General features: G+C 46.1%; 17 protein-coding genes. 6 read left to right on the top strand and 11 right to left on the bottom strand.

Translation table 11 applies throughout. From position 1 onward, the window contains the following. The first annotated feature begins 26 nt into the window (after positions 1–26). From atpD to AC3CHU_RS15985, 4 genes are all read left to right on the top strand, one after another. Positions 27–1,430 (top strand): F0F1 ATP synthase subunit beta, encoded by a 1,404-nt coding sequence (gene atpD / locus AC3CHU_RS16000; RefSeq protein WP_017077305.1) that lies wholly within the window; start codon positions 27–29, stop codon positions 1,428–1,430. Positions 1,431–1,448: 18 nt separating this feature from the next. Beyond that, positions 1,449–1,871, top strand: a complete 423-nt coding sequence (locus AC3CHU_RS15995; protein ID WP_004735742.1) for a F0F1 ATP synthase subunit epsilon — start codon at positions 1,449–1,451, stop codon at positions 1,869–1,871. A gap of 184 nt (positions 1,872–2,055) precedes the next feature. Then, on the top strand, positions 2,056–3,414 hold the full coding sequence (glmU, locus tag AC3CHU_RS15990; RefSeq protein ID WP_065608163.1) for a bifunctional UDP-N-acetylglucosamine diphosphorylase/glucosamine-1-phosphate N-acetyltransferase GlmU: 1,359 nt from the start codon (positions 2,056–2,058) through the stop codon (positions 3,412–3,414). A gap of 178 nt (positions 3,415–3,592) precedes the next feature. Then, complete coding sequence (locus AC3CHU_RS15985) at positions 3,593–4,786, top strand: ISL3 family transposase (RefSeq protein ID WP_488524348.1); 1,194 nt, start codon at positions 3,593–3,595, stop codon at positions 4,784–4,786. A 54-nt stretch (positions 4,787–4,840) separates the two neighbouring features. On the opposite strand, the gene punC is transcribed toward AC3CHU_RS15985, so the two are convergent. Then, the gene (punC, locus tag AC3CHU_RS15980; RefSeq protein ID WP_488524908.1) at positions 4,841–6,052 is read right to left on the bottom strand and encodes a purine nucleoside transporter PunC; all 1,212 of its coding nucleotides are present in this window, start codon (positions 6,050–6,052) and stop codon (positions 4,841–4,843) included. A gap of 163 nt (positions 6,053–6,215) precedes the next feature. Here punC and punR point away from each other — a divergent pair, with 163 nt between their 5' ends. Continuing rightward, positions 6,216–7,130 (top strand): DNA-binding transcriptional activator PunR, encoded by a 915-nt coding sequence (punR, locus tag AC3CHU_RS15975; protein WP_237291183.1) that lies wholly within the window; start codon positions 6,216–6,218, stop codon positions 7,128–7,130. Between the two features lie 97 nt (positions 7,131–7,227). On the opposite strand, the gene ilvA is transcribed toward punR, so the two are convergent. The 5 genes from ilvA to ilvG are packed head-to-tail and all read right to left on the bottom strand — an operon-like array spanning position 7,228 to position 13,563. Beyond that, positions 7,228–8,772 (bottom strand): threonine ammonia-lyase, biosynthetic, encoded by a 1,545-nt coding sequence (gene ilvA, locus AC3CHU_RS15970; RefSeq protein ID WP_054548318.1) that lies wholly within the window; start codon positions 8,770–8,772, stop codon positions 7,228–7,230. Positions 8,773–8,774: 2 nt separating this feature from the next. Continuing rightward, positions 8,775–10,616 (bottom strand): dihydroxy-acid dehydratase, encoded by a 1,842-nt coding sequence (gene ilvD / locus AC3CHU_RS15965; RefSeq protein WP_054548317.1) that lies wholly within the window; start codon positions 10,614–10,616, stop codon positions 8,775–8,777. 33 nt (positions 10,617–10,649) lie between these two features. Continuing rightward, the gene (locus tag AC3CHU_RS15960) at positions 10,650–11,618 is read right to left on the bottom strand and encodes a branched-chain amino acid transaminase (RefSeq protein ID WP_065205707.1); all 969 of its coding nucleotides are present in this window, start codon (positions 11,616–11,618) and stop codon (positions 10,650–10,652) included. A gap of 12 nt (positions 11,619–11,630) precedes the next feature. Next, the gene (ilvM, locus tag AC3CHU_RS15955) at positions 11,631–11,915 is read right to left on the bottom strand and encodes an acetolactate synthase 2 small subunit (protein WP_017077311.1); all 285 of its coding nucleotides are present in this window, start codon (positions 11,913–11,915) and stop codon (positions 11,631–11,633) included. Position 11,916: 1 nt separating this feature from the next. Then, on the bottom strand, positions 11,917–13,563 hold the full coding sequence (ilvG, locus tag AC3CHU_RS15950; RefSeq protein WP_488524907.1) for an acetolactate synthase 2 catalytic subunit: 1,647 nt from the start codon (positions 13,561–13,563) through the stop codon (positions 11,917–11,919). Between the two features lie 490 nt (positions 13,564–14,053). Between ilvG and AC3CHU_RS15945 the strand changes: the two genes are divergently transcribed. Then, positions 14,054–15,577: a YifB family Mg chelatase-like AAA ATPase gene (locus AC3CHU_RS15945; RefSeq protein ID WP_488524906.1), complete on the top strand. Its 1,524-nt coding sequence runs from the start codon at positions 14,054–14,056 to the stop codon at positions 15,575–15,577. Positions 15,578–15,704: 127 nt separating this feature from the next. Here AC3CHU_RS15945 and AC3CHU_RS15940 read toward each other — a convergent pair whose 3' ends face one another. The 5 genes from AC3CHU_RS15940 to AC3CHU_RS15920 all read right to left on the bottom strand — a co-directional run bounded on the left by AC3CHU_RS15940 (position 15,705) and on the right by AC3CHU_RS15920 (position 20,522). Beyond that, positions 15,705–16,658 (bottom strand): DUF2860 domain-containing protein, encoded by a 954-nt coding sequence (locus tag AC3CHU_RS15940; protein WP_114634148.1) that lies wholly within the window; start codon positions 16,656–16,658, stop codon positions 15,705–15,707. Between the two features lie 139 nt (positions 16,659–16,797). Then, entirely contained in the window at positions 16,798–17,397 is a 600-nt protein-coding gene (locus AC3CHU_RS15935; protein WP_054548312.1) for a thiol:disulfide interchange protein DsbA/DsbL, read from the bottom strand. 55 nt (positions 17,398–17,452) lie between these two features. Beyond that, positions 17,453–18,439, bottom strand: coding sequence for a serine/threonine protein kinase (locus tag AC3CHU_RS15930; RefSeq protein WP_171309178.1), 987 nt, complete (start codon positions 18,437–18,439; stop codon positions 17,453–17,455). Positions 18,440–18,513: 74 nt separating this feature from the next. Further along, positions 18,514–19,932: a cytochrome c oxidase accessory protein CcoG gene (ccoG, locus tag AC3CHU_RS15925; RefSeq protein ID WP_017092340.1), complete on the bottom strand. Its 1,419-nt coding sequence runs from the start codon at positions 19,930–19,932 to the stop codon at positions 18,514–18,516. Positions 19,933–20,258: 326 nt separating this feature from the next. Then, entirely contained in the window at positions 20,259–20,522 is a 264-nt protein-coding gene (locus AC3CHU_RS15920; protein ID WP_372236394.1) for a DUF1040 family protein, read from the bottom strand. Positions 20,523–20,571 lie beyond the last annotated feature (49 nt).

The raw sequence follows: 20,571 nt of genomic DNA, 5'->3' as shown, positions 1-20,571 counted from the left end.
AAAACTAAATAGTTAGAGGATTAACGATGGCTACAGGTAAGATCGTACAGATCATTGGTGCGGTAGTCGACGTAGAGTTCCCACAGGGCGAAGTACCTCGTGTATACGATGCTCTGAATGTTAATGAAGTGACAGAACGTCTAGTTCTTGAAGTTCAGCAACAACTTGGCGGTGGCGTAGTACGCGCAATCGTAATGGGTAGCTCTGATGGTTTACGTCGTGGTTTGACAGTTGAAAATACTGGCGCTCCAATCTCGGTACCAGTAGGTACTAAGACACTTGGTCGTATCATGAACGTCCTAGGTGACGCAATTGATGAGTGTGGTGAAATCGGTGCTGAAGAGCATTACGCAATTCACCGCGAAGCTCCAAGCTACGAAGAGCAGTCTAACGAGACTTCTCTTCTAGAAACTGGTGTTAAAGTAATCGACTTGATTTGTCCATTCGCTAAGGGTGGTAAAATCGGTCTATTCGGTGGTGCTGGTGTAGGTAAGACCGTTAACATGATGGAACTTATCAACAACATCGCACTTCAACACTCAGGCCTATCTGTATTTGCAGGTGTAGGTGAGCGTACTCGTGAAGGTAACGATTTCTACTTTGAGATGCAGGAAGCAGGTGTTGTAAACATCGAAAACCCTGAAGAATCAAAAGTAGCGATGGTTTACGGTCAGATGAACGAGCCACCAGGTAACCGTCTACGTGTTGCACTGACTGGTCTAACAATGGCTGAGCGTTTCCGTGACGAAGGTCGTGACGTTCTACTGTTTGTTGATAACATCTACCGTTACACACTAGCAGGTACTGAAGTTTCAGCACTTCTAGGTCGTATGCCTTCTGCGGTAGGTTACCAACCTACACTAGCTGAAGAAATGGGTGTTCTACAAGAGCGTATCACGTCAACTAAAGCTGGTTCTATCACGTCTGTACAGGCGGTATATGTACCTGCGGATGACTTGACTGACCCGTCTCCAGCAACAACGTTCGCTCACTTAGATGCAACGGTAGTACTTAACCGTAATATCGCATCTATGGGTCTATACCCAGCGATCGACCCGCTAGATTCTACTTCACGTCAACTGGATCCATTGGTAGTTGGACAAGAGCACTACGACATCGCTCGTGGCGTTCAGTCTACTCTTCAGCGCTATAAAGAGCTGAAAGATATCATTGCTATCCTAGGTATGGACGAGCTATCTGAAGAAGATAAGCAAGTTGTATCTCGTGCTCGTAAGATTGAGAAGTTCCTAACTCAGCCTTACCACGTAGCGGAAGTATTTACAGGTGACCCAGGCGTTTACGTACCTCTTAAAGAGACTCTACGTGGCTTCCAAGGTCTTCTATCTGGTGAATACGATGACATTCCAGAGCAAGCGTTCATGTACTGTGGTGCAATTGACGAAGCTATTGAGAATGCTAAGAAGCTATAAGGCTAACTAGGAGGCGATATGGCAGCAATAACCTTTCACCTAGACGTTGTAAGTGCAGAGAAACAAATTTTCTCAGGCCTTGTTGAGACGTTTCAGGTGACCGGCAGTGAGGGTGAGCTTGGTATTTTCCATGGTCACACTCCACTGCTGACCGCTATCAAGCCTGGTATGGTGCGTATTGTTAAGCAGCACGGCCACGAAGAAATTATTTATGTTTCTGGTGGTATGGTAGAAGTTCAACCTGGTACAGCGACTGTACTGGCTGATACGGCTATCCGTGGTGAAGAACTAGACGCAGCAAAGGCGGAAGAAGCTAAACGCAAGGCTGTGGAGAATATCCAAAATCAGCATGGCGACATAGACTTCGCACAAGCGGCCGGTGAACTGGCTAAAGCCATTGCTCAGTTACGAGTTATCGAACTGACAAAACAGCGCCGTTAATCTTTTATAAGATTATTGGTTCTGTAATAAAGGCGACCTTAGGGTCGCCTTTTTGCTTTTCTGGAATCACGGAAATGTTCAGTTTTACGTATCAGTAATGGTTTAGTTGCCATTGATATTTAATTTTTTGGCTAAAAACGGTTACAATATCGGCTTAATAAAAATAATGTTGGATAGGTTTACAATGAAGTTTAGTGCGGTAATTCTCGCAGCGGGCAAAGGCACTCGCATGTATTCAAACACACCAAAGGTTCTGCATACTCTTGCGGGTAAGCCGATGGTGAAGCATGTTATCGATACATGTAATGGTCTTGGTGCTCAAAACATCAACTTGGTTTACGGTCATGGTGGTGATCAGATGAAGGCTACTTTAGCTGAAGAATCGGTAAACTGGGCACTGCAAGCTGAGCAGTTGGGTACTGGCCACGCTGTGGATCAGGCATCTGCACATTTCGCTGATGATGAAAAAGTACTCGTGCTATACGGTGATGTTCCATTGATTTCACCTCAAACCATTGAAAACCTATTAGACGCTCAACCAAACGGTGGCATCGCGCTACTTACGGTCGTGTTAGATAACCCAATGGGCTACGGTCGTATTATTCGTCGTAATGGCCCTGTTGTGGCTATTGTTGAACAAAAAGACGCAACGGATGAGCAGAAGCTTATCAAAGAGATCAACACTGGCGTTATGGTGGCGACTGGTGGCGATCTGAAGCGTTGGTTGTCTGGCTTAAGTAACGATAACGCACAAGGTGAATACTACCTGACAGACGTTATTGCAGCGGCTCACGATGAAGGTCGTGCTGTAGAAGCTGTACACCCAGTAAGCCCAATTGAAGTTGAAGGCGTAAACGACCGCTCTCAACTGGCTCGTTTAGAGCGCGCTTACCAAGCAGAGCAAGCCGACAAACTATTGAAGCAAGGCGTTATGCTGCGTGACCCAAGCCGCTTTGATCTACGCGGTGAATTGCAGTGCGGTATGGATGTTGAGATTGATACTAACGTTATCATTGAAGGTAGCGTAAGCATTGGCGACAACGTGGTTATCGGTACCGGTTGTGTATTGAAAGACTGTGAGATCGATGACAACACCATCGTGCGTCCATACAGTGTAATCGAAGGTGCAACGGTCGGTGAAGACTGTACGGTTGGCCCTTTCACTCGCTTACGTCCAGGTGCTGACATGCGTAACAATTCGCATGTAGGTAACTTTGTTGAAGTGAAGAACACTCGTCTTGGTGAAGGTTCGAAAGCGAATCACCTTACTTACCTAGGTGATGCTGAGATCGGTCAACGTGTAAATGTGGGTGCAGGTGCTATCACTTGTAACTATGATGGCGCAAACAAGTTTAAGACCATCATCGGCGATGACGTATTCGTTGGCTCAGATAGTCAATTAATTGCTCCAGTTACTATTGGTAATGGCGCTACCGTTGGTGCTGGCTCTACAGTAACTCGTGATGTTGCTGAAAATGAGTTAGTTATCAGCCGTGCTAAAGAACGTAAGATTGCTGATTGGAAACGTCCAACTAAGAAGTAAGTACTAATGTCCAAAAGATATTCTGATACAAGCCAGTCGCAATGCTACTGGCTGCTTTCTAAATAACTTTAGATATAAAAAAAGGTTCATCGCGGATTAGCGGGAACTAAAAACAAAAACGGTAGTAAGTGATATGGTTTAGTCGCCAAACAAAAATCATACACAAACTACCGTTTCTATGCCGAATCATACTTTCCTATCTTCATTCTGGGAAGGCTTTCAAATAGTAAAGTCTCTCCAGACAGCATCACTTATTACCCTGACTCTTAAACCTAGCTCTGAGGCTAAATGCCTTTGTGGTCTTGAGGCCGAGGCTATCCATGAGTATCAATGGCGTCACGTAAAGGATGCCATGTTGCTCGGTGTGCCTGTTGAACTTTCCGTTCAAACTCGAAGGATTAAGTGTCGTGACTGCGGCATAAAAACAGAATCTCTCTCTTGGTTAGAGCCTTATGCTCGTATAACAAAGCGCCTAAAAAGCTATATAGAACAACTGCTACCCCTGCTTCCCATTAAGCATATATCCCAAATTACGGGCGTTCATTGGCACACCATTAAAGAAATAGATAAACGCCGACTTCGACAAGTGGTGCCGCCAGTGAAATGGGGTGAGCTAAAGCAGCTCGTGATGGATGAGTTCGCCATCTTTAAAGGGCATCGATATGCCACCGTCATCGCTGATGCGAAGACTCATCAAGTCATTTGGGTTGGATTAGGCCGCAGCCGCAAGGACATACGGCCGTTCTTCGAGCAGCTAGGCGAGAATGGGGTAAATATCGAAGCAGTAGCGATGGACATGAATACGGCTTTTGACCTTGAAGTTCAAGCGCACTGCCCGAACGCAAAAATCGTTTACGACTTATTCCATGTTGTTGCTAAGTTCGGTCGCGAGGTGATGGATAGAGTCAGAGTCGACCAAGCCAACAAACTCAAGCAAGATAAAAAAGCGAGGCAATGGGTGAAGCGCTCACGGTGGGTACTGCTGAAAAATAGAGGCAACTTAAATACACGTCAAGATAGCTATCTTACTGAAATATTGAATATCAATAAGGACTTAATGACCACTTATATACTCGGAGCCCAACTCAAAGAGCTTTGGTATTGTGAATCCGAAGGGCACGCGAAGGGGCTCTGGGACACGTGGTGGGAACAAGTGCAAGAGAGTGGAATTAAGCCATTGAAAGAGTTCGCACGAAAACTGAGTCCTTATCTTCACGGCATTATCGCATCGGCAAGTTATCCGTTGAACACCTGCACACTTGAAGGGATAAACAACAAGATAAAGTTAATCAAGCGAATGGGGTATGGGTATCGAGATACAGACTACTTCTTCTTGAAGATAAAAGCGGCTTTCCCCGGAAAGCCGCGATGAACCTAAAAAAAGAGCGAGATTACTCGCTCTTTTTTGTTTTTGTTAAACGAGAAACTAGTCTTGTTTATCGTCAGCAACTACTCGAGAGTTATCCGGTGTTGCGAAGTGTTCAGAAAGCTCTTTATTCGAAACAATATAGCCAATCCACAGTGCACCTAAACAAATTACTACCGCGATACCTGTTGCGCTTAGTGCTTGGCTTGCCATTGCTGCAACCAATGCACTTGCTAGGCCACTAATACTGATTTGCAGGCTGTTTTGTAAGCCAGCCGCTGTCGCAGGGCTCTGTTTCGCGCTTGATAGAGCACGGTTTACTACGATTGGGTAAAGTGCGCCATTCGCTACGGCAATTAGACAGAAAGGTGCCAGTAGAGGCCAGATTGAAGTCAGTGCCCATTGTGATGCAATGAAAATTAGTAATGCGGCAACACTAAACAAACCAATAAGATTTCTTAGTACGACACCATCGCCATACTTCTTCACAGCCTGCTTACCGAAGTAACCACCCGCCATAAATGCAATGGTTTGTGGAATAAAGCTCAAACCGATGTCTTTTGCTTCATAACCCAGCTGAGCCATGATCTCTGGCATACCGGTTAGGTAAGCGAAGAACGCTGCTGACGCTGAAGCAAACATCAACACATTACCCATGTAAGGCTTTGAATGAAGCAGTGCTTTGATATCGGTTTTGATCGACGTTTGTTTTACTTCTGGCGCTTCTTTTGGTTGAGCCATGGTCGTTGCGATCAACAATGCGCCCATTAGCGTCAGTGTGATAAAGATACTGTGCCAACCAAAGCTATCTGCTAGCAACACACCCAGTTGCGGTGCTAATGCTGGAGATAGCGCTACTAGAGGCATGATAGTCGCAAAAATTTGCTGGCTGCTGCTTTGAGAGTAACGCTTAATAACCATTGCTTGCCAAATTACCGCAGGCGCACACACACCGATCGCTTGAATGAAGCGCAGTGTTAGTAGGTGCCATACCTCGGTGCTGAATGCTAAGCCGAATGAAGCTGCAGTAAAGATAACAAGACCAACCGCTAGCGTATTACGGTGACCATACTTGTCACTCGCCAGGCCCCAAAGAAGCTGACCCATTGCCATACCACCAAGGAATACGGTTAGAGACAGAGCAATCTGCTCTGGACCAGTTGCAAAATCGACTTCCATTGCCTTAAATGCAGGAAGGTACATATCGGTCGCAATAAAGCCAAGCATGGAAAGAACTGCAAGGTAGACCAATTGAAATTTAGAAATATTCATAAGATGCCATTAAGCTAAAGGTAGTGATGTTTTTATCATCAAAAAAATTGTTAGATATTCAGGAGTAAGAACCCCTGTTTATTTATGCTGACATTCTATTTTTCAGAGCTGATAAAATAAAACGCTAAAATATGTAGTTATCAATCAAAAAATTTGAAGGCTTATGTTCTCTAAATCCTCGTTAGAAATGCTTGATACCGTTGCTCGCTTGGGCAGCTTCACTGCGGCTGCAGAGCAATTGCACAAAGTACCATCGGCGATCAGCTATGGGGTTCGGCAGGTAGAGCAAGAGCTTGATGTTCTACTTTTCAGACGCTTACCAAGAAAAGTAGAGCTGACGCCTGCTGGGGAGCTGTTTATTGAAGAGGCTCGTCAACTGCTGAGACAGATGGAAGAACTCAGTGCGCAAACTCGCCGAGCTGCGCGTGGTTGGAAGAAAACCTTACGTCTAACCCTTGATAACGTGGTTAAGCTCGACAAGATGAAGCCTATGATTGAAGAGTTTTATCAAACCTTTGAGTTCGCTGAGCTGCAGATCAACATGGAAGTGTTTAATGGTTCTTGGGAAGCCATTGCACAGGGTAGGGCCGATGTCGTCATTGGAGCCACTTCGGCGATTCCGGTTGGCGGTGACTTTGAAGTTAAGGATATGGGGCGGTTAGATTGGGCATTTGTAATGTCACCCAGTCACCCGTGTGTGCGAGAGCAAAACCTTAATGAAGTCTTTGTTAGCCAGTATCCTGCGATCTGCTTGGATGATACCTCTAGCGTACTGCCAAAGCGTCACACTGGCCATTATGCGAGTCAGAGACGTCTTCTATTACCTAATTGGTACAGTGCGATAGAGTGCCTCAAGAATGGTGTTGGGGTGGGTTACATGCCAAGGCATATTGCCGCGCCTATTATCGAACAAGGCTTGCTAGTGGAAAAAATACTGCCTGAACCGAGCCCACAGAGTCACTGTTGTTTGGTGTGGCGAAAAGACGATAACCATAAATTGATCGAATGGATGGTCAAATATCTAGGATCAAGTGAACAGCTTCACCAAGATTGGTTAGATCATCGTAAAGCACTTTAATGATCTATTTGAAATAAGATCGTGTGAGGTTTATCGGAAACGCTCAAATAAAAAGAGCGAGTTAATACTCGCTCTTTTTGGTTCGATAGCTTAACTCTTAAGACAAGAAGAACTTGTAGGAAGGGTTGTCTGTTTCATCTTTGCACTGGTAGCCAAGTTCTTCTAAGTGTGTAGAGAACTGAGCTAAATCGTCATCACCGAGCTCGAAGCCACACAGCACACGACCGTAGTCGGCACCGTGGTTACGATAGTTGAACAGGCTGATATTCCAGTGAGTACCTAAGGTATCAAGGAATTTAATCAATGCACCTGGGTATTCTGGGAACTCAAAGCTGTATAGGCGTTCTTTCAGAGGTTTCGATGGTTTACCGCCAATCATGTAGCGAATGTGCAGTTTTGCCATCTCATCATCTGAGAGGTCGACAACCGGGTAGCCGCCTTCACGTAGGTCATTGATGATGTGCTCGAGCTCTTCTTGTCCACCTTGCAGACGTACACCAACGAAGATATTCGCTAGGCTTTCGTCGTTGTGGCGGTAGTTAAACTCAGTCACCGCTCGACCACCAATAATGTTACAGAACTCTAGGAACGCACCTTGTCGCTCTGGAATAGTCACCGCAAGTAGACCTTCTCGTTTCTCACCCAATTCACAACGCTCAGAGACATAACGCAGACCGTGGAAGTTGGTGTTCGCACCAGACAGTACCGTTGCTAGTTGCTTATTTTGCAGTTGGTTTTGTTCTGCAAACTTCTTCAAGCCAGCCAGAGCAAGCGCTCCTGAAGGCTCAGCAATCGCACGGGTATCTTCAAAGATGTCCTTTACCGCAGAGCAAATTTCATCGCTGGAGACGGTAATATGACCATCAATGTACTGTTGGCAAAGACGGAAGGTTTCTTCACCAATGCGTTTAACCGCAACACCATCAGCAAACATGCTGACCTGATCCAGTACCACTGGTTCACCCGCATCCAGTGCTGCTTTCAAGCAAGCCGAGTCTTCAGGCTCTACCGCAATCACTTTAATCTCTGGCATTAGTTGTTTGATTAGCACTGCAACACCAGCGGCTAAGCCACCACCACCAACCGGCACAAAGATATAATCCATGTGGCCGTTTTGCTGCAGCATCTCCATACCCATCGTACCTTGCCCTGCAATCACGAGTGGGTGATCGAAAGGAGGAACAAAGGTGAAGCCATGTTCAGCCGACAGACGTTCCGCTTCCGCTTTCGCTTCATCGAAATTACTGCCGTGTAAAACGACCTTACCGCCAAATCCGCGTACTGCATCAACCTTGATGTCAGGTGTCGTTTTTGGCATCACGATTGTGGTTTGAATACCCAACTTAGAGCCAGATAACGCCATTCCTTGTGCGTGATTCCCTGCGGATGCCGCAATCACACCAGCGGCTTTCTGTTGCTCATTGAGGCTTGATACCATGTTGTAGGCACCACGCAACTTGAACGAGTGCACAGGTTGGCGATCTTCGCGTTTTAGCTGAACCTGATTACCGATACGCGCACTCAGACGTGGCATATCTTGCAGCGGCGTCACGATTGCTGCTTCGTAAACCGGTGCTCTCAGGATCTGGCGCAGATAATCTGCGCCACTTTGTTTTTTGGGGCTGGAGGTGTCATCACTCATAGTTAGCCCTCAAGCTTAGACTTATCACGCACAGCGCCTTTGTCGGCGCTGGTCGCCATACTTGCGTAAGCTTTCAGTGCGAAAGACACTTCACGTTGACGGTTTTCTGGTTTCCAGCCTAGAGCATCTTGCTTAACACGACGCGCTTCTAGTTCTGCTTCAGGAACATCAAGCGTGATTGAGCGGCTAGGGATATCGATAGTGATGATATCGCCTGTGTTCACTAGACCAATTACACCACCGCTTGCTGCTTCTGGAGAAGCGTGACCGATAGACAGACCTGATGTACCACCAGAGAAACGACCATCGGTTAGAAGAGCACAAGACTTGCCTAGACCCATCGATTTTAGGTAAGTCGTTGGGTAGAGCATTTCTTGCATACCCGGGCCGCCTTTAGGACCTTCGTAACGAATGACAACCACTTCGCCTGCTTTTACTTTACCCGCTAAGATGCCTTCTACTGCCGTATCTTGGCTTTCGAATACGATTGCAGGACCTTGGAATTTTAGGTTTTCTTCATCAACACCCGCGGTCTTAACGATACAACCATCAACGGCGATGTTACCTGAAAGTACCGCTAGGCCACCTTCTTGGCTGAATGCGTTCTCTTTGGTACGAATACAACCTTCTTTGCGGTCGTCATCTAGACGATCCCAACGGCAATCTTGTGAGAAGGCTTTGGTGGTACGGATGCCTGCAGGACCTGCACGGAAGAACTTAAGCACGGCTTCGTCTTCTGTTTGCATGATGTCGTATTGAGCGAGCTGCTCTTGCATACTTAAGCCAAGTACGGTGCGAGTTTGATTATTCAGTAGGCCTGCACGATCAAGCTCACCTAGGATAGCCATTACGCCACCAGCACGGTGAACGTCTTCCATGTGGTATTTCGGTGTTGAAGGTGCCACTTTACATAGGTGTGGAACACGGCGAGACATCGCATCGATATCATCCATATCGAAATCAATGTCGCCTTCTTGAGCGGCCGCTAAAAGGTGAAGTACTGTGTTACTAGAACCACCCATTGCGATATCAAGCGCCATCGCATTATCAAAGGCTGCGCGGTTTGCGATGTTGCGTGGCAGTGCTGATTCGTCGTCTTGCTCGTAGTAGCGCTTGGTTAGATCAACGATGCGCTTACCGGCATTGATGAACAGTTCTTCACGGTCTGCGTGCGTCGCTAGCATAGAACCGTTACCAGGCTGAGATAGGCCAAGTGCTTCTGTTAGACAGTTCATGGAGTTAGCTGTGAACATACCTGAACATGAACCACAGGTTGGACATGCAGAACGTTCTACTTGCTCACTTTGCTCATCTGAAATCGTTGGATCGGCACCTTGGATCATTGCATCAACAAGGTCGAGCTTGATGATTTGATCTGAAAGCTTGGTTTTACCTGCTTCCATTGGGCCGCCTGATACAAAGATCACTGGGATGTTAAGGCGCATTGCAGCCATCATCATTCCCGGAGTGATTTTGTCACAGTTAGAGATACACACCATTGCGTCCGCACAGTGTGCATTGACCATGTATTCCACTGAGTCTGCAATAAGCTCACGTGATGGTAGTGAGTACAGCATGCCACCGTGGCCCATTGCGATGCCATCATCGACTGCGATGGTGTTGAATTCTTTAGCGATACCGCCCGCTTTCTCTATTTCACCCGCAACCAGTTGACCCATATCTTTAAGGTGAACGTGGCCTGGTACGAATTGAGTGAAAGAGTTTACAACCGCGATGATTGGCTTACCGAAGTCATCATCTTTAACGCCAGTTGCACGCCATAAAGCGCGCGCACCAGCCATGTTGCGTCCGTGGGTTGTCGTTGCTGAACGATAGATTGGCATTGTTTAAATCCTTATAAAATATTTGGCTGTTGCTTACTTATTTGTTTGTGTTTGGTTTTCTGACGCATGGTCTGCTGGATAAACGTAGTCTAACCAGCCCCACTTATCTTCAGTGGTTCCATTGAATAAACCAAAGTAAGCTGCTTGAACTTTTTCAGTGATAGGACCGCGTTTGCCTTCACCTACTGTAATTTTGTCTACACTGCGAACCGGAACGATCTCTGCAGCTGTGCCTGTCATGAATACTTCATCGGCAAGGTATAGCGCTTCACGAGCAATGTTTTCTTCACGGATTTCGTAACCCATGTCTTTTGCTAGTGTCATGATTGAATCACGGGTGATGCCCGGTAGAATCGCGCTGGTTGCTGGTGGCGTTGATAACACACCGTTACGAATCACAAATATGTTCTCGCCAGCACCTTCTGAAAGGTAACCATCGACGCTCAGTGCGATACCTTCATCGTAACCATGACGACGAGCTTCACCACCAACCAGTAATGAAGATAGGTAGTTACCACCAGCTTTCGCAGCGGTAGGGATAGTATTTGGAGCGGCACGATTCCAGCTTGAAATCATCGCATCTACACCATTCTCTAGCGCTTCTTCACCTAGGTAAGAACCCCAAGGGAACGCAGCGATGATCAGATCCATCTCAGTATTTTCTGGCGGACACACACCCAAACCAACATTACCTACAAAGCCCAGTGGACGTATGTACGCAGACTGTAGCTTATTTTGGCGCAGCGTTTCGCGAGTCGCTTCCATAATTTCTTCCTCAGTAAAAGGAATTGGAAAGCGGTAGATTTTTGCTGAGTCTTTTAGGCGTCTTGCATGCTCTGGGTGACGGAAGATTACCGGCCCTTTTGGCGTGTTGTAACAACGAACGCCTTCAAACACAGAAGTACCGTAGTGCATTGCGTGAGTCAGGACGTGAACGTTCGCCTCTGCCCAAGGAACCATTTCACCGTTAAACCAAATATAGTCTGCTGTTTTAGCTGTCATGTTTGCGGTTCCTTATGCGTTTATCTTTTGCTGTAAGTTGTTATTTGGCAATTCATTACGACTGATAGAGATAACGTCAACGGAACGTACATCCCACAGCTTTTCGATTTGGTTTACCAAAAAAGAGATCGGACGGTCACTGTCGACAATGATCTCTACACTCGCCACTTTGCTTTCGTGGTTTTGAGTGCCCGCAACTTGCTTAACAATGAAGCCACGGTGACGAATAACACGAAGAACACGCTCTAGTAGTACTGGCTTATCATCGGCTTTGATGTCTAATAGGTATCTTTTCATGTTATGTGTTCTCCAACATCTCACTGTTTGAAGCACCTGGCGGTACTAGTGGCCATACGTTTTCTTCTTCATCGATAAGAACATGAAGTAGGTAAGCGGTTTTGCTTTCTAGCATCTCTTTCAATGCTGGTTCTACTTCTTCTTTACGCGTGATGGTTTTGCCCGGAATATCAAATGCTTTCGCGAGCATGACGAAATCAGGGTTGTCATCCAAGATGGTTTCACTGTGTCGGCCATCAAAGAACAGAGATTGCCATTGGCGAACCATGCCTAAGCGAGAGTTATTCAGAAGCACCATCTTGACTGGGATATGACGACGCTTTAGCGTGCCAAGCTCTTGTATGTTCATCATGAATGAACCATCACCAGAGATAAGAATTGATTGGTCATCAGGACGGCCAACCGATGCACCCATAGCGGCTGGTAAACCAAAGCCCATAGTGCCTAAACCGGCTGAGGTGATGAAGTTTTGTGGATCGCGAGGCTGAATGTGCTGAGCGGCCCACATCTGATGTTGGCCAACATCCGTCGAAATGATAGAGCTTGCTGGCATCATGTCTGATAACTGCTTTAGCAGTAGTGGAGCAAAGATCAGATCACCAGGGTGGTCGTAGCGCCACTTGAATGAGCTACGAAGACCTTCTGAGTGATGAACCCAAGATGAGATGTCTTGGCTCAGTTCTAGTTGAGGCAGGATCTTGTTGATGTCACCGCGAATTGGCGCATCAGCTAGGCGCAGTTTACTGAACTCTGCCGCATCGATATCGATATGGATAACTTTTGCGTGAGGAGCAAAAGTATCAAGCTTGCCTGTTACTCGGTCATCAAAACGAGCGCCAACAACAATCAACAGGTCACTTTCTTGAACCACTAGGTTAGCGGCTTTAGTGCCGTGCATACCAAGCATGCCAAGGTAGTGTGGGTCGTCACGCTCGATAGTGCCTAAGCCTTTCAGTGTGCTTACGGCCGGCATTGGGTTAAGGCGTAAAAACTCGCGAACTGCATCGGTTGCTTTCGCCAGTTGAACGCCACCACCTACGTATAAAACAGGGCGAGTCGCTTGAGACAAGAAGTACTGAGCTTGTTCAATAGCATCCGTTGTCGCAACAGGAATGGCTGGTGGTGTAAATTCAGGAAGAATTTTTACAGGGGATTCGGCTAGTTGAACATCTTTAGCGATATCGACAATAACCGGACCGGGACGCCCTGCTTTTGCAACGATAAATGCTTCAGCCAATGTTGGCGCAAGATCTTCAATATCGGTAACGAGGTAGCTGTGTTTAGTACATGACAGAGACATACCAATTACATCCATTTCTTGGAATGCATCGGTACCGATGTGGGAGCTAGCAACTTGACCAGTGATAGCGACGAGGGGGATGGAGTCCATAAAGGCATCAGCAAGACCTGTTACTAGGTTAGTCGCGCCTGGGCCTGAGGTTGCCATACAAACAGCCACGTCTTGTGTTGCACGCGCCATACCAATGGCAGCCATTGCAGCACCTTGTTCATGGCGACAAAGGATGTGTTCAACACCGCCGTCATAAAGTGCATCGTAGATTGGCATGATGGCACCACCTGGGTAACCAAATACGGTCTCAATGCCTTGTTGCTTGAGTGCGGATACGACTAGTTCTGCGCCTTTCATCGTAATCCCTCCGTATTACCTTTATTTTGGTCATTGTTTCCGTTGTCTTTGCACATCTTGTGCTCCCATTCTTCCTGTAAATCGGCAAGGCCGAAAATAATAAAAATAATAAAAATAATAAAAATTATAAAAATCGAATCGCTAAATTAGAAAAAACCCCCGGACTTTTCAGTGCGGGGGTTTTTTCTAATTCGTGGTTACTTTCTTCCCACTCGCCCCCGCGCAGTCTTAATAATGACTACGATAATCAGGTTAATCAGTGCGTAAATGCGAGCGTTAAAAATCATAATATTCGAGTTTTCTCGTTTATTGTCTTCAGTAAAAGTCTACATCTCTAGTGTTATCACACAAATCTGCAGTATGACAAGGAAAATGTCATTCTTTTTTCACATTAAAACACCATTCCACCAAGCTATATAACAACCTTATCGCTTTGGTGAGCAACGAATACCCAGAGCGAATACTTTTAAATCAAAGACAAAGGAAAGTTATGGGACTCGCGATAATTCATAGCCGAGCTAGTGTGGGAGTAGAGGCACCAGAAGTGACTGTTGAAGTGCATATAAGCAACGGTATGCCTGGGTTTACGTTGGTGGGTTTACCTGAAACGACGGTCAAGGAATCTAAAGATCGAGTCAGGAGTGCCATCATCAATTCTCGTTTTGAATTTCCATCGAAAAGGATCACGGTCAACCTCGCGCCTGCTGATTTACCCAAGGAGGGAGGACGTTTCGATCTGCCAATCGCGCTTGGGATTTTGGTGGCGTCAGATCAACTTCCGACATCAAAAATAGCTCAACATGAATTTATCGGTGAGTTGGCATTGTCAGGAGAATTGCGCTCGGTAAAGGGCGTTCTGCCTGCGACGTTAGCCGCCGATAGTGTCGAACGATGCTTAGTGGTTCCACACCAAAATGGTGATCAGGCGGCCTTAGTCGGCAAGGGGGCCCATAAATCAGCGCAAACCTTGCTAGAGGTTTGTGCGGATATGTGTGGCCAGGCTCAGCTTGGTCTATATCGAACCGAGCATCATCATGTCGATGTGTCTGATAGTCGTGACTTACAAGATATTATTGGCCAGCAGCAAGGTAAGCGAGCACTGGAGATCGCCGCAGCGGGCAACCATAACCTACTTTTTCTCGGCCCGCCTGGAACTGGGAAAACCATGTTGGCTTCTCGATTACGCGATTTGTTGCCTGAAATGAGTGACGGCGAAGCGATGGAAACCGCTTCGGTAGCCTCTTTAACGCAACAAGAGATCAATCAATACAACTGGAAACAACGACCTTTCCGTTCCCCACACCATTCGAGTTCGATGGCAGCATTGGTCGGTGGTGGCTCGATACCTCGCCCCGGTGAGATATCTTTGGCGCATAATGGCTTATTGTTTCTTGATGAGATGCCAGAGTTTGAGCGTAAGGTGCTTGATTCACTGCGAGAGCCGCTAGAGTCGGGTGAAATCATTATCTCCCGTGTCGCGGGTAAGACGCGTTTTCCGGCGCGCTTTCAATTGGTGGGTGCGCTTAACCCAAGCCCAACAGGATATTACGAGGGCAATCAAGCTCGAGCGAACCCGCAAATTATCCTGCGTTACCTCAACCGCTTATCTGGGCCATTGTTGGATAGATTCGATATGTCATTGGAGATCCCTCTATTGCCCAAAGGGATGTTAGCCGAAGGAGGCGATCGTGGAGAAACCACTCAAGTCGTGAAGCAACGAGTTAAACAAGCGCGTCAGTTGATGTTATCTCGAAACCATAAGTCGAATGCACTGTTAGGTAGCCGAGAAATTGAAAAGTATTGCCCATTGCGACGGGAAGATGCGGAGTTTCTCGAGACCGCACTGCATCGATTGGGTTTATCGATCCGTGCCTATCATCGAATCATCAAGGTAGCGCGAACCATTGCTGACCTTGACGGTAATGAGCAGATTGAAAAGAAGCATTTATCGGAGGCGCTTGGCTATCGAGCGATGGATCGCTTGTTGAAACAACTCACGGCTCAAGCGGTGTAGTCATGCCAGTCGTAGTAAATAACGGGTCATTTATTTACTACGATTGGTATAAAAACAAGAAAGCCTGCTTTTTACGCAGGCTTTCGTTGTTATGAACTAATGGTTATGAGCGAGTAGTGATGCCTAACTAGAACTTGTAGTTCAGGCCGACTGAGACGATGTATTGCGATTCATCGTAGAAGGTTATATTCGAGTCGCTGGTGCCATAACCCGCAAGAGAAACAAACGACCAGTTTTCCCAATCCATAAATCGGTCATATTCATACGCGGCAAACAGGTTGATGTTGTCATCACTGCGTTTCTTGTCGTAGATCGGGTTGCTGGCATCGTAAGAACGTTGGTTGTAGCCCGCCGTTAGTGCATATTGATGGCGACCCATGCCACCAAATAAGCTGACTTCACCACCAAATTGGTCGTAAGACTCAGCGTTACCGTCGGCATCTCTTGTTTGATAAATGATCGATGGGATAAGCATCATGGTGCGGCTCAATGGAACGCGGTATTGGCCTTTCAGGTAGAAAGTTTCGGCATCACGCTGTAGAGCTTCTTCAACTCGATCATCTTTCACATCTTTAGTCGCGTAGGCCATGTCTAGCGAGAATGCAGAACCTGCGATGCTACTTAATTTCAAACGAAAGGCATTGCCGGTTTCATCGGTTTTGCTTCGAGCAACGTCTTCTGTGTATGGATTCGCCCAAGTTTCACCTGACATAATGGTTGGCAGGAGTGACGCGTCGATGGTCATGCCTGACTCTAGTTGGTATTTATAGCCAACCTCCAGCACTACAGTACCGGTTGCCACATCATCACGAGCGGTACCTGTGTACACCTGGTGATTTAGCTTCTCACCAAAGGTGTAAGCGACACTGCCTAAAGGTGCGACAAGAAATGAGCTTTCAGATGAGGCTTTCTGTTTATTTGACGAGAGGGTGCTATCAGCATCGGTATTAAAATTTGAGGAGGAAGAGGTTACCCCGGTATTGATAGAGATTTCACCACTGAAACCTTGTTCGTCTGCAAGTTTGGCAAAGGCTGGCGAAGTAACAACGCTTAATGCGAGAAGTGTGATTTTTATTTTCATTTAAGGGCTCCTTGCCCACCGGTTCTTAGGACGGGTTATTAATACCAGTAAAGCTCTGAGTTTTATGGCTGATTATTTATCAATGATGATTTTTGAACTAGGAAAAAAAAGGAAGCCGAAGCTTCCTTTAATCATTACCTTACTTCTTTAACAAGAAGTTAACCAGCTCGAAGTACTCATCGAGAGAGTTAATACCTTGAGCGTCAATCAGGTAGCGGTTGTTTACTACAACAGCTGGAACGCCTGACAAGCCGCTGTCTTTGAATGCTTTGTCGAAGCGACGAACCATCGAATCTACTGCAAAGCCGTTGTATGCCGCATCGAATTTCTTAGCATCAACGCCTTCATCTAGGAAGATTTGACGCAGTTCTGCTTCATCGCGTGGTGGCTTGTTCATGGTGTGGATGCGGTTAAACATCACTGGCACCATTTTATCTTCAATTTTCAGTGCAATCATGGTCGCGTAAGCTTTGCTCATTGGCAGGCCCATGTTGCCACCCATGAATGAAACATGGTTCTTCTGTAGCTTAGCGTCTTTAGGTAGCTGTTGTTTTAGCTGCTGGATGATTGGCTCAAAGCTATTACAGTGTGGGCAGTAAAAAGAGAAGAACTCTGTCACCATTGGTTTTTTTGATGCTTCTAGATCGAGAACTTTGTAGTGTTCACCTTCGTTAAATTTCGCAGCGTGAGCTGAAAGGCTCAACATGATCAATGAGAAAAATGCGAATAGCTTTTTCATTTATCCAATCTCCATTATGTTTGAATTTTTATCTAGTTGTATGTTGCGATTGCGTTTACCACTGAGGCATTAACGAAAGTGGTGGCTCTTGCAGGGTAGCAATTTGCTCTTTACAAGCAAGTACTTGTTGCTCCCAATATTTCGGGTCATTAAACCATGGGAAGGCCAAAGGAAACGCTGGATCGTGCCATCGCTTCGCCAACCATGCCATGTAATGCACCATACGTAGACCGCGTAGTGGTTCGATTAGTTTCAGTTGTGAAGGATTAAAATCACAAAACTCTTGATAACTCTCTAGCAGAATATCGAGTTGCATCAGCTTATCTTGGCGCTCACCGTTAAGCAGCATCCATAGATCTTGAACAGCAGGACCATTACGCGCGTCATCAAGATCGACGAACATTGGCCCATCGCGCCACAATATATTGCCCGGGTGGCAGTCGCCATGGAGACGAATGTTGTCAATGTTACTCGGCCACTGGCTCTCTAGTTCTTTAATCAGAAGGTCGACGTCATTGAAGAACGCGTTCTCTAGGTGCGTTGGGATAAACTGAGAGTTCTCTAGAATCTTACGTGGCTGATAAAGGTATTCATCTAAGCTGATGGTCGGGCGATGCTGAAATGTTCTTCCGGCACTGGCTTTATGAATACGGCCAAGGAAGCGTCCAACGCCTTCCAATTGATCTAGATTATCGACTTCATATTGCCTGCCACCGACACTTTCAAATAGTGCAAATAGATAGCCTTGATATTCATGCAAGGTTGCGCCGTTGATTCGCATAGGTGGAGCAACCGGTAACTCTTGTTCGATCAGCTCTAACGCGAAGTCGTGCTCTTCTTGGATCTGTGCGGTGTTCCAACGCTGCGGACGATAAAACTTAACGACGTAGCGTTTACGGTCTTCATCGGTGAATTGATATACCCGGTTTTCGTAGCTGTTGAGAGCGAGAAGCCCGGATTCAGCACGAACTCCAATGCTCTCCAGTGCGTACCACATGAAGTCAGGAGTCAGGTTATCAAAGTTAAAGGCTTGCATCGTCATAGAATAAAAAAGGCTCATTACTGAGCCTTTTTCCATTTATTGGGGTGTTATACCAAGCACTAAGGTGTCTGGTATCAGAGCTTCTTGATAAAGCGGCTTTCGACTTCCATCGTAAACTCTTCATTATCCGAGAGTATAAACTGAATTGTCGAAACTGGTGAGCTCAGTTTTTCTGGATCGACGCCTAAGCTGATAGGAAGGTTTAAAACCTCACCTGGGTCTACGGTGATCGTTTGTTTACCGTACCAGATAGAATCTGGTAGCCCGCTGACTTCAAGCTTGTACTCTTGCTCTTGTTGAGTTTTGTTGATTACTTTCAAGTTGTAAGTATTTTCGACAAGCCCTTGGCTATTGATTCTAAATAGCTGGTTTCTATCTCGTAGAACACTTAAGCCTGCAGGATCAACACTCGCTATCTGTGCGAAGAACAAACCCAGCATGACGATCAATATAGCGCCATAACCTAGCAGCTTAGGACGCATCACCTTGGTTGTGTGACCATCGAGTCTGTGTTCGGTGGTGTAGTTGATTAGGCCTTTGTCATAACCCATACGTTCCATGGTGTTGTCGCAGGCATCAATACACGCGCCACAGTTAATACACTCGTATTGTAGGCCGTCACGGATATCGATACCCGTTGGGCACACTTGAACACATAAATTACAGTCAATACAGTCGCCTAGACCAAGTTCTTTTGGATCGGCTTTACGAGAGCGAGGGCCGCGGCTTTCACCTCGTTCAGTGTCGTAACCCACGATGAAGGTATCTTTATCGAACATTGCAGATTGGAAACGCGCGTAAGGACACATGTGCAGACAAACAATAGAACGCATCCATCCGGCATTCGCATAAGTACACCCAGCAAAGAACAATACCCAAAACACCGGCCAGAAAGTCGAGTTAAAGGTAAAGAAGCCAACCACCAGCTCTTTGATTGGGATGAAGTAACCGACAAAGGTTAAGCCCGTCGCAATCGCAATCGCCCACCACGCGATGTGCTTGATGGTTTTTCTGAGAATTAAATTGCTCGTCAGTTTGCCCGAGTCTTGTTTTCTTCGCTTGTTGGCAGCACCTTCCAGTTTCTCTTCGAACCAGATGTACATGAAGGTCCAGACGGTTTGTGGGCATAAATAACCACACCAGACTCGCCCTAAGAAGGTGGTTATGAAGAATAAGCCAAACGCAGCAATCATAAATAGGATGGCGAGTAGGGTCAGATCTTGTGGGTATAACGTGGTGCCAAAGAAGTTGAACTGCTGGCTACCGATATCGAGCAAGATCGCTTGTCGTTCACCAAATGGAATCCATGGGATAAGCGCAAAAAGTAAAAGCAAGAACCAACCGCCGTAACGACGAAGTTGTTGGAATTTACCTTTGCTTTCTCGAACATAGATTCGGTTACTTGGGTTAAATCGATCTCCATTACCTTTATGTGTTTTTGGGTTAAAGGTTTTAGGAGTCACATCTTTGATGTCGATTTTATCCTGACTCATGGACTATCCTTTTTGTGGCTTGTTTGCCCGGTTAAGTCGGGCACGACGACATTACTTGAAAGTATGGTTTAGAGAACCTGTAGAAATTGAGCTTGGTGCATTTGTTGGTATCGCACTCACTCTTATTATTTTAGAAGATTCTTATGGATGGCGATTATAACGACAATCTTGTTCTCATTTCTTTAACGCTATCAACCTTTAACAACAAAAGTCATAACAGTTGTGACGAAAAAATAGCGAACAGAAACAAAAAAGCGACCGAGTGGTCGCTTTTCGAAATTGATTGTTTTATTTATACGGCCATTGAGTTCTAACCAAATAGGCGATTAAAGAAGGCCACGCGCTTTTAGAATTGCCGTTTTGAAATCATCTTCTTGGTCTTTTTTAAGACCTGGGATCATTTCATCTTTTTCGCTGTTACGCATTTTTAGATGGTAGATAAGAACATCGTCAGTCAGCTCTTCTAGCTTGCCTTGGTAGCCTGCTTCGTTTGATAGCTTAATGATGAACTCTAATAGGTTAAGCTCTTGATCTTTATGCCACTCAGGCTCCATCAGTTCAAGCAGTTCTTCAATGCGGTGACACTTCATACTTTACTTCTCCACAAATTTTATAATGATTTGTGGTTAAGGTATCAAA

The organism is Vibrio sp. QJM3NY_39 (assembly GCF_057785895.1).
Note: the sequence above shows the minus strand (reverse complement) of the source record. Positions and strands in the feature narration are given on the sequence as shown.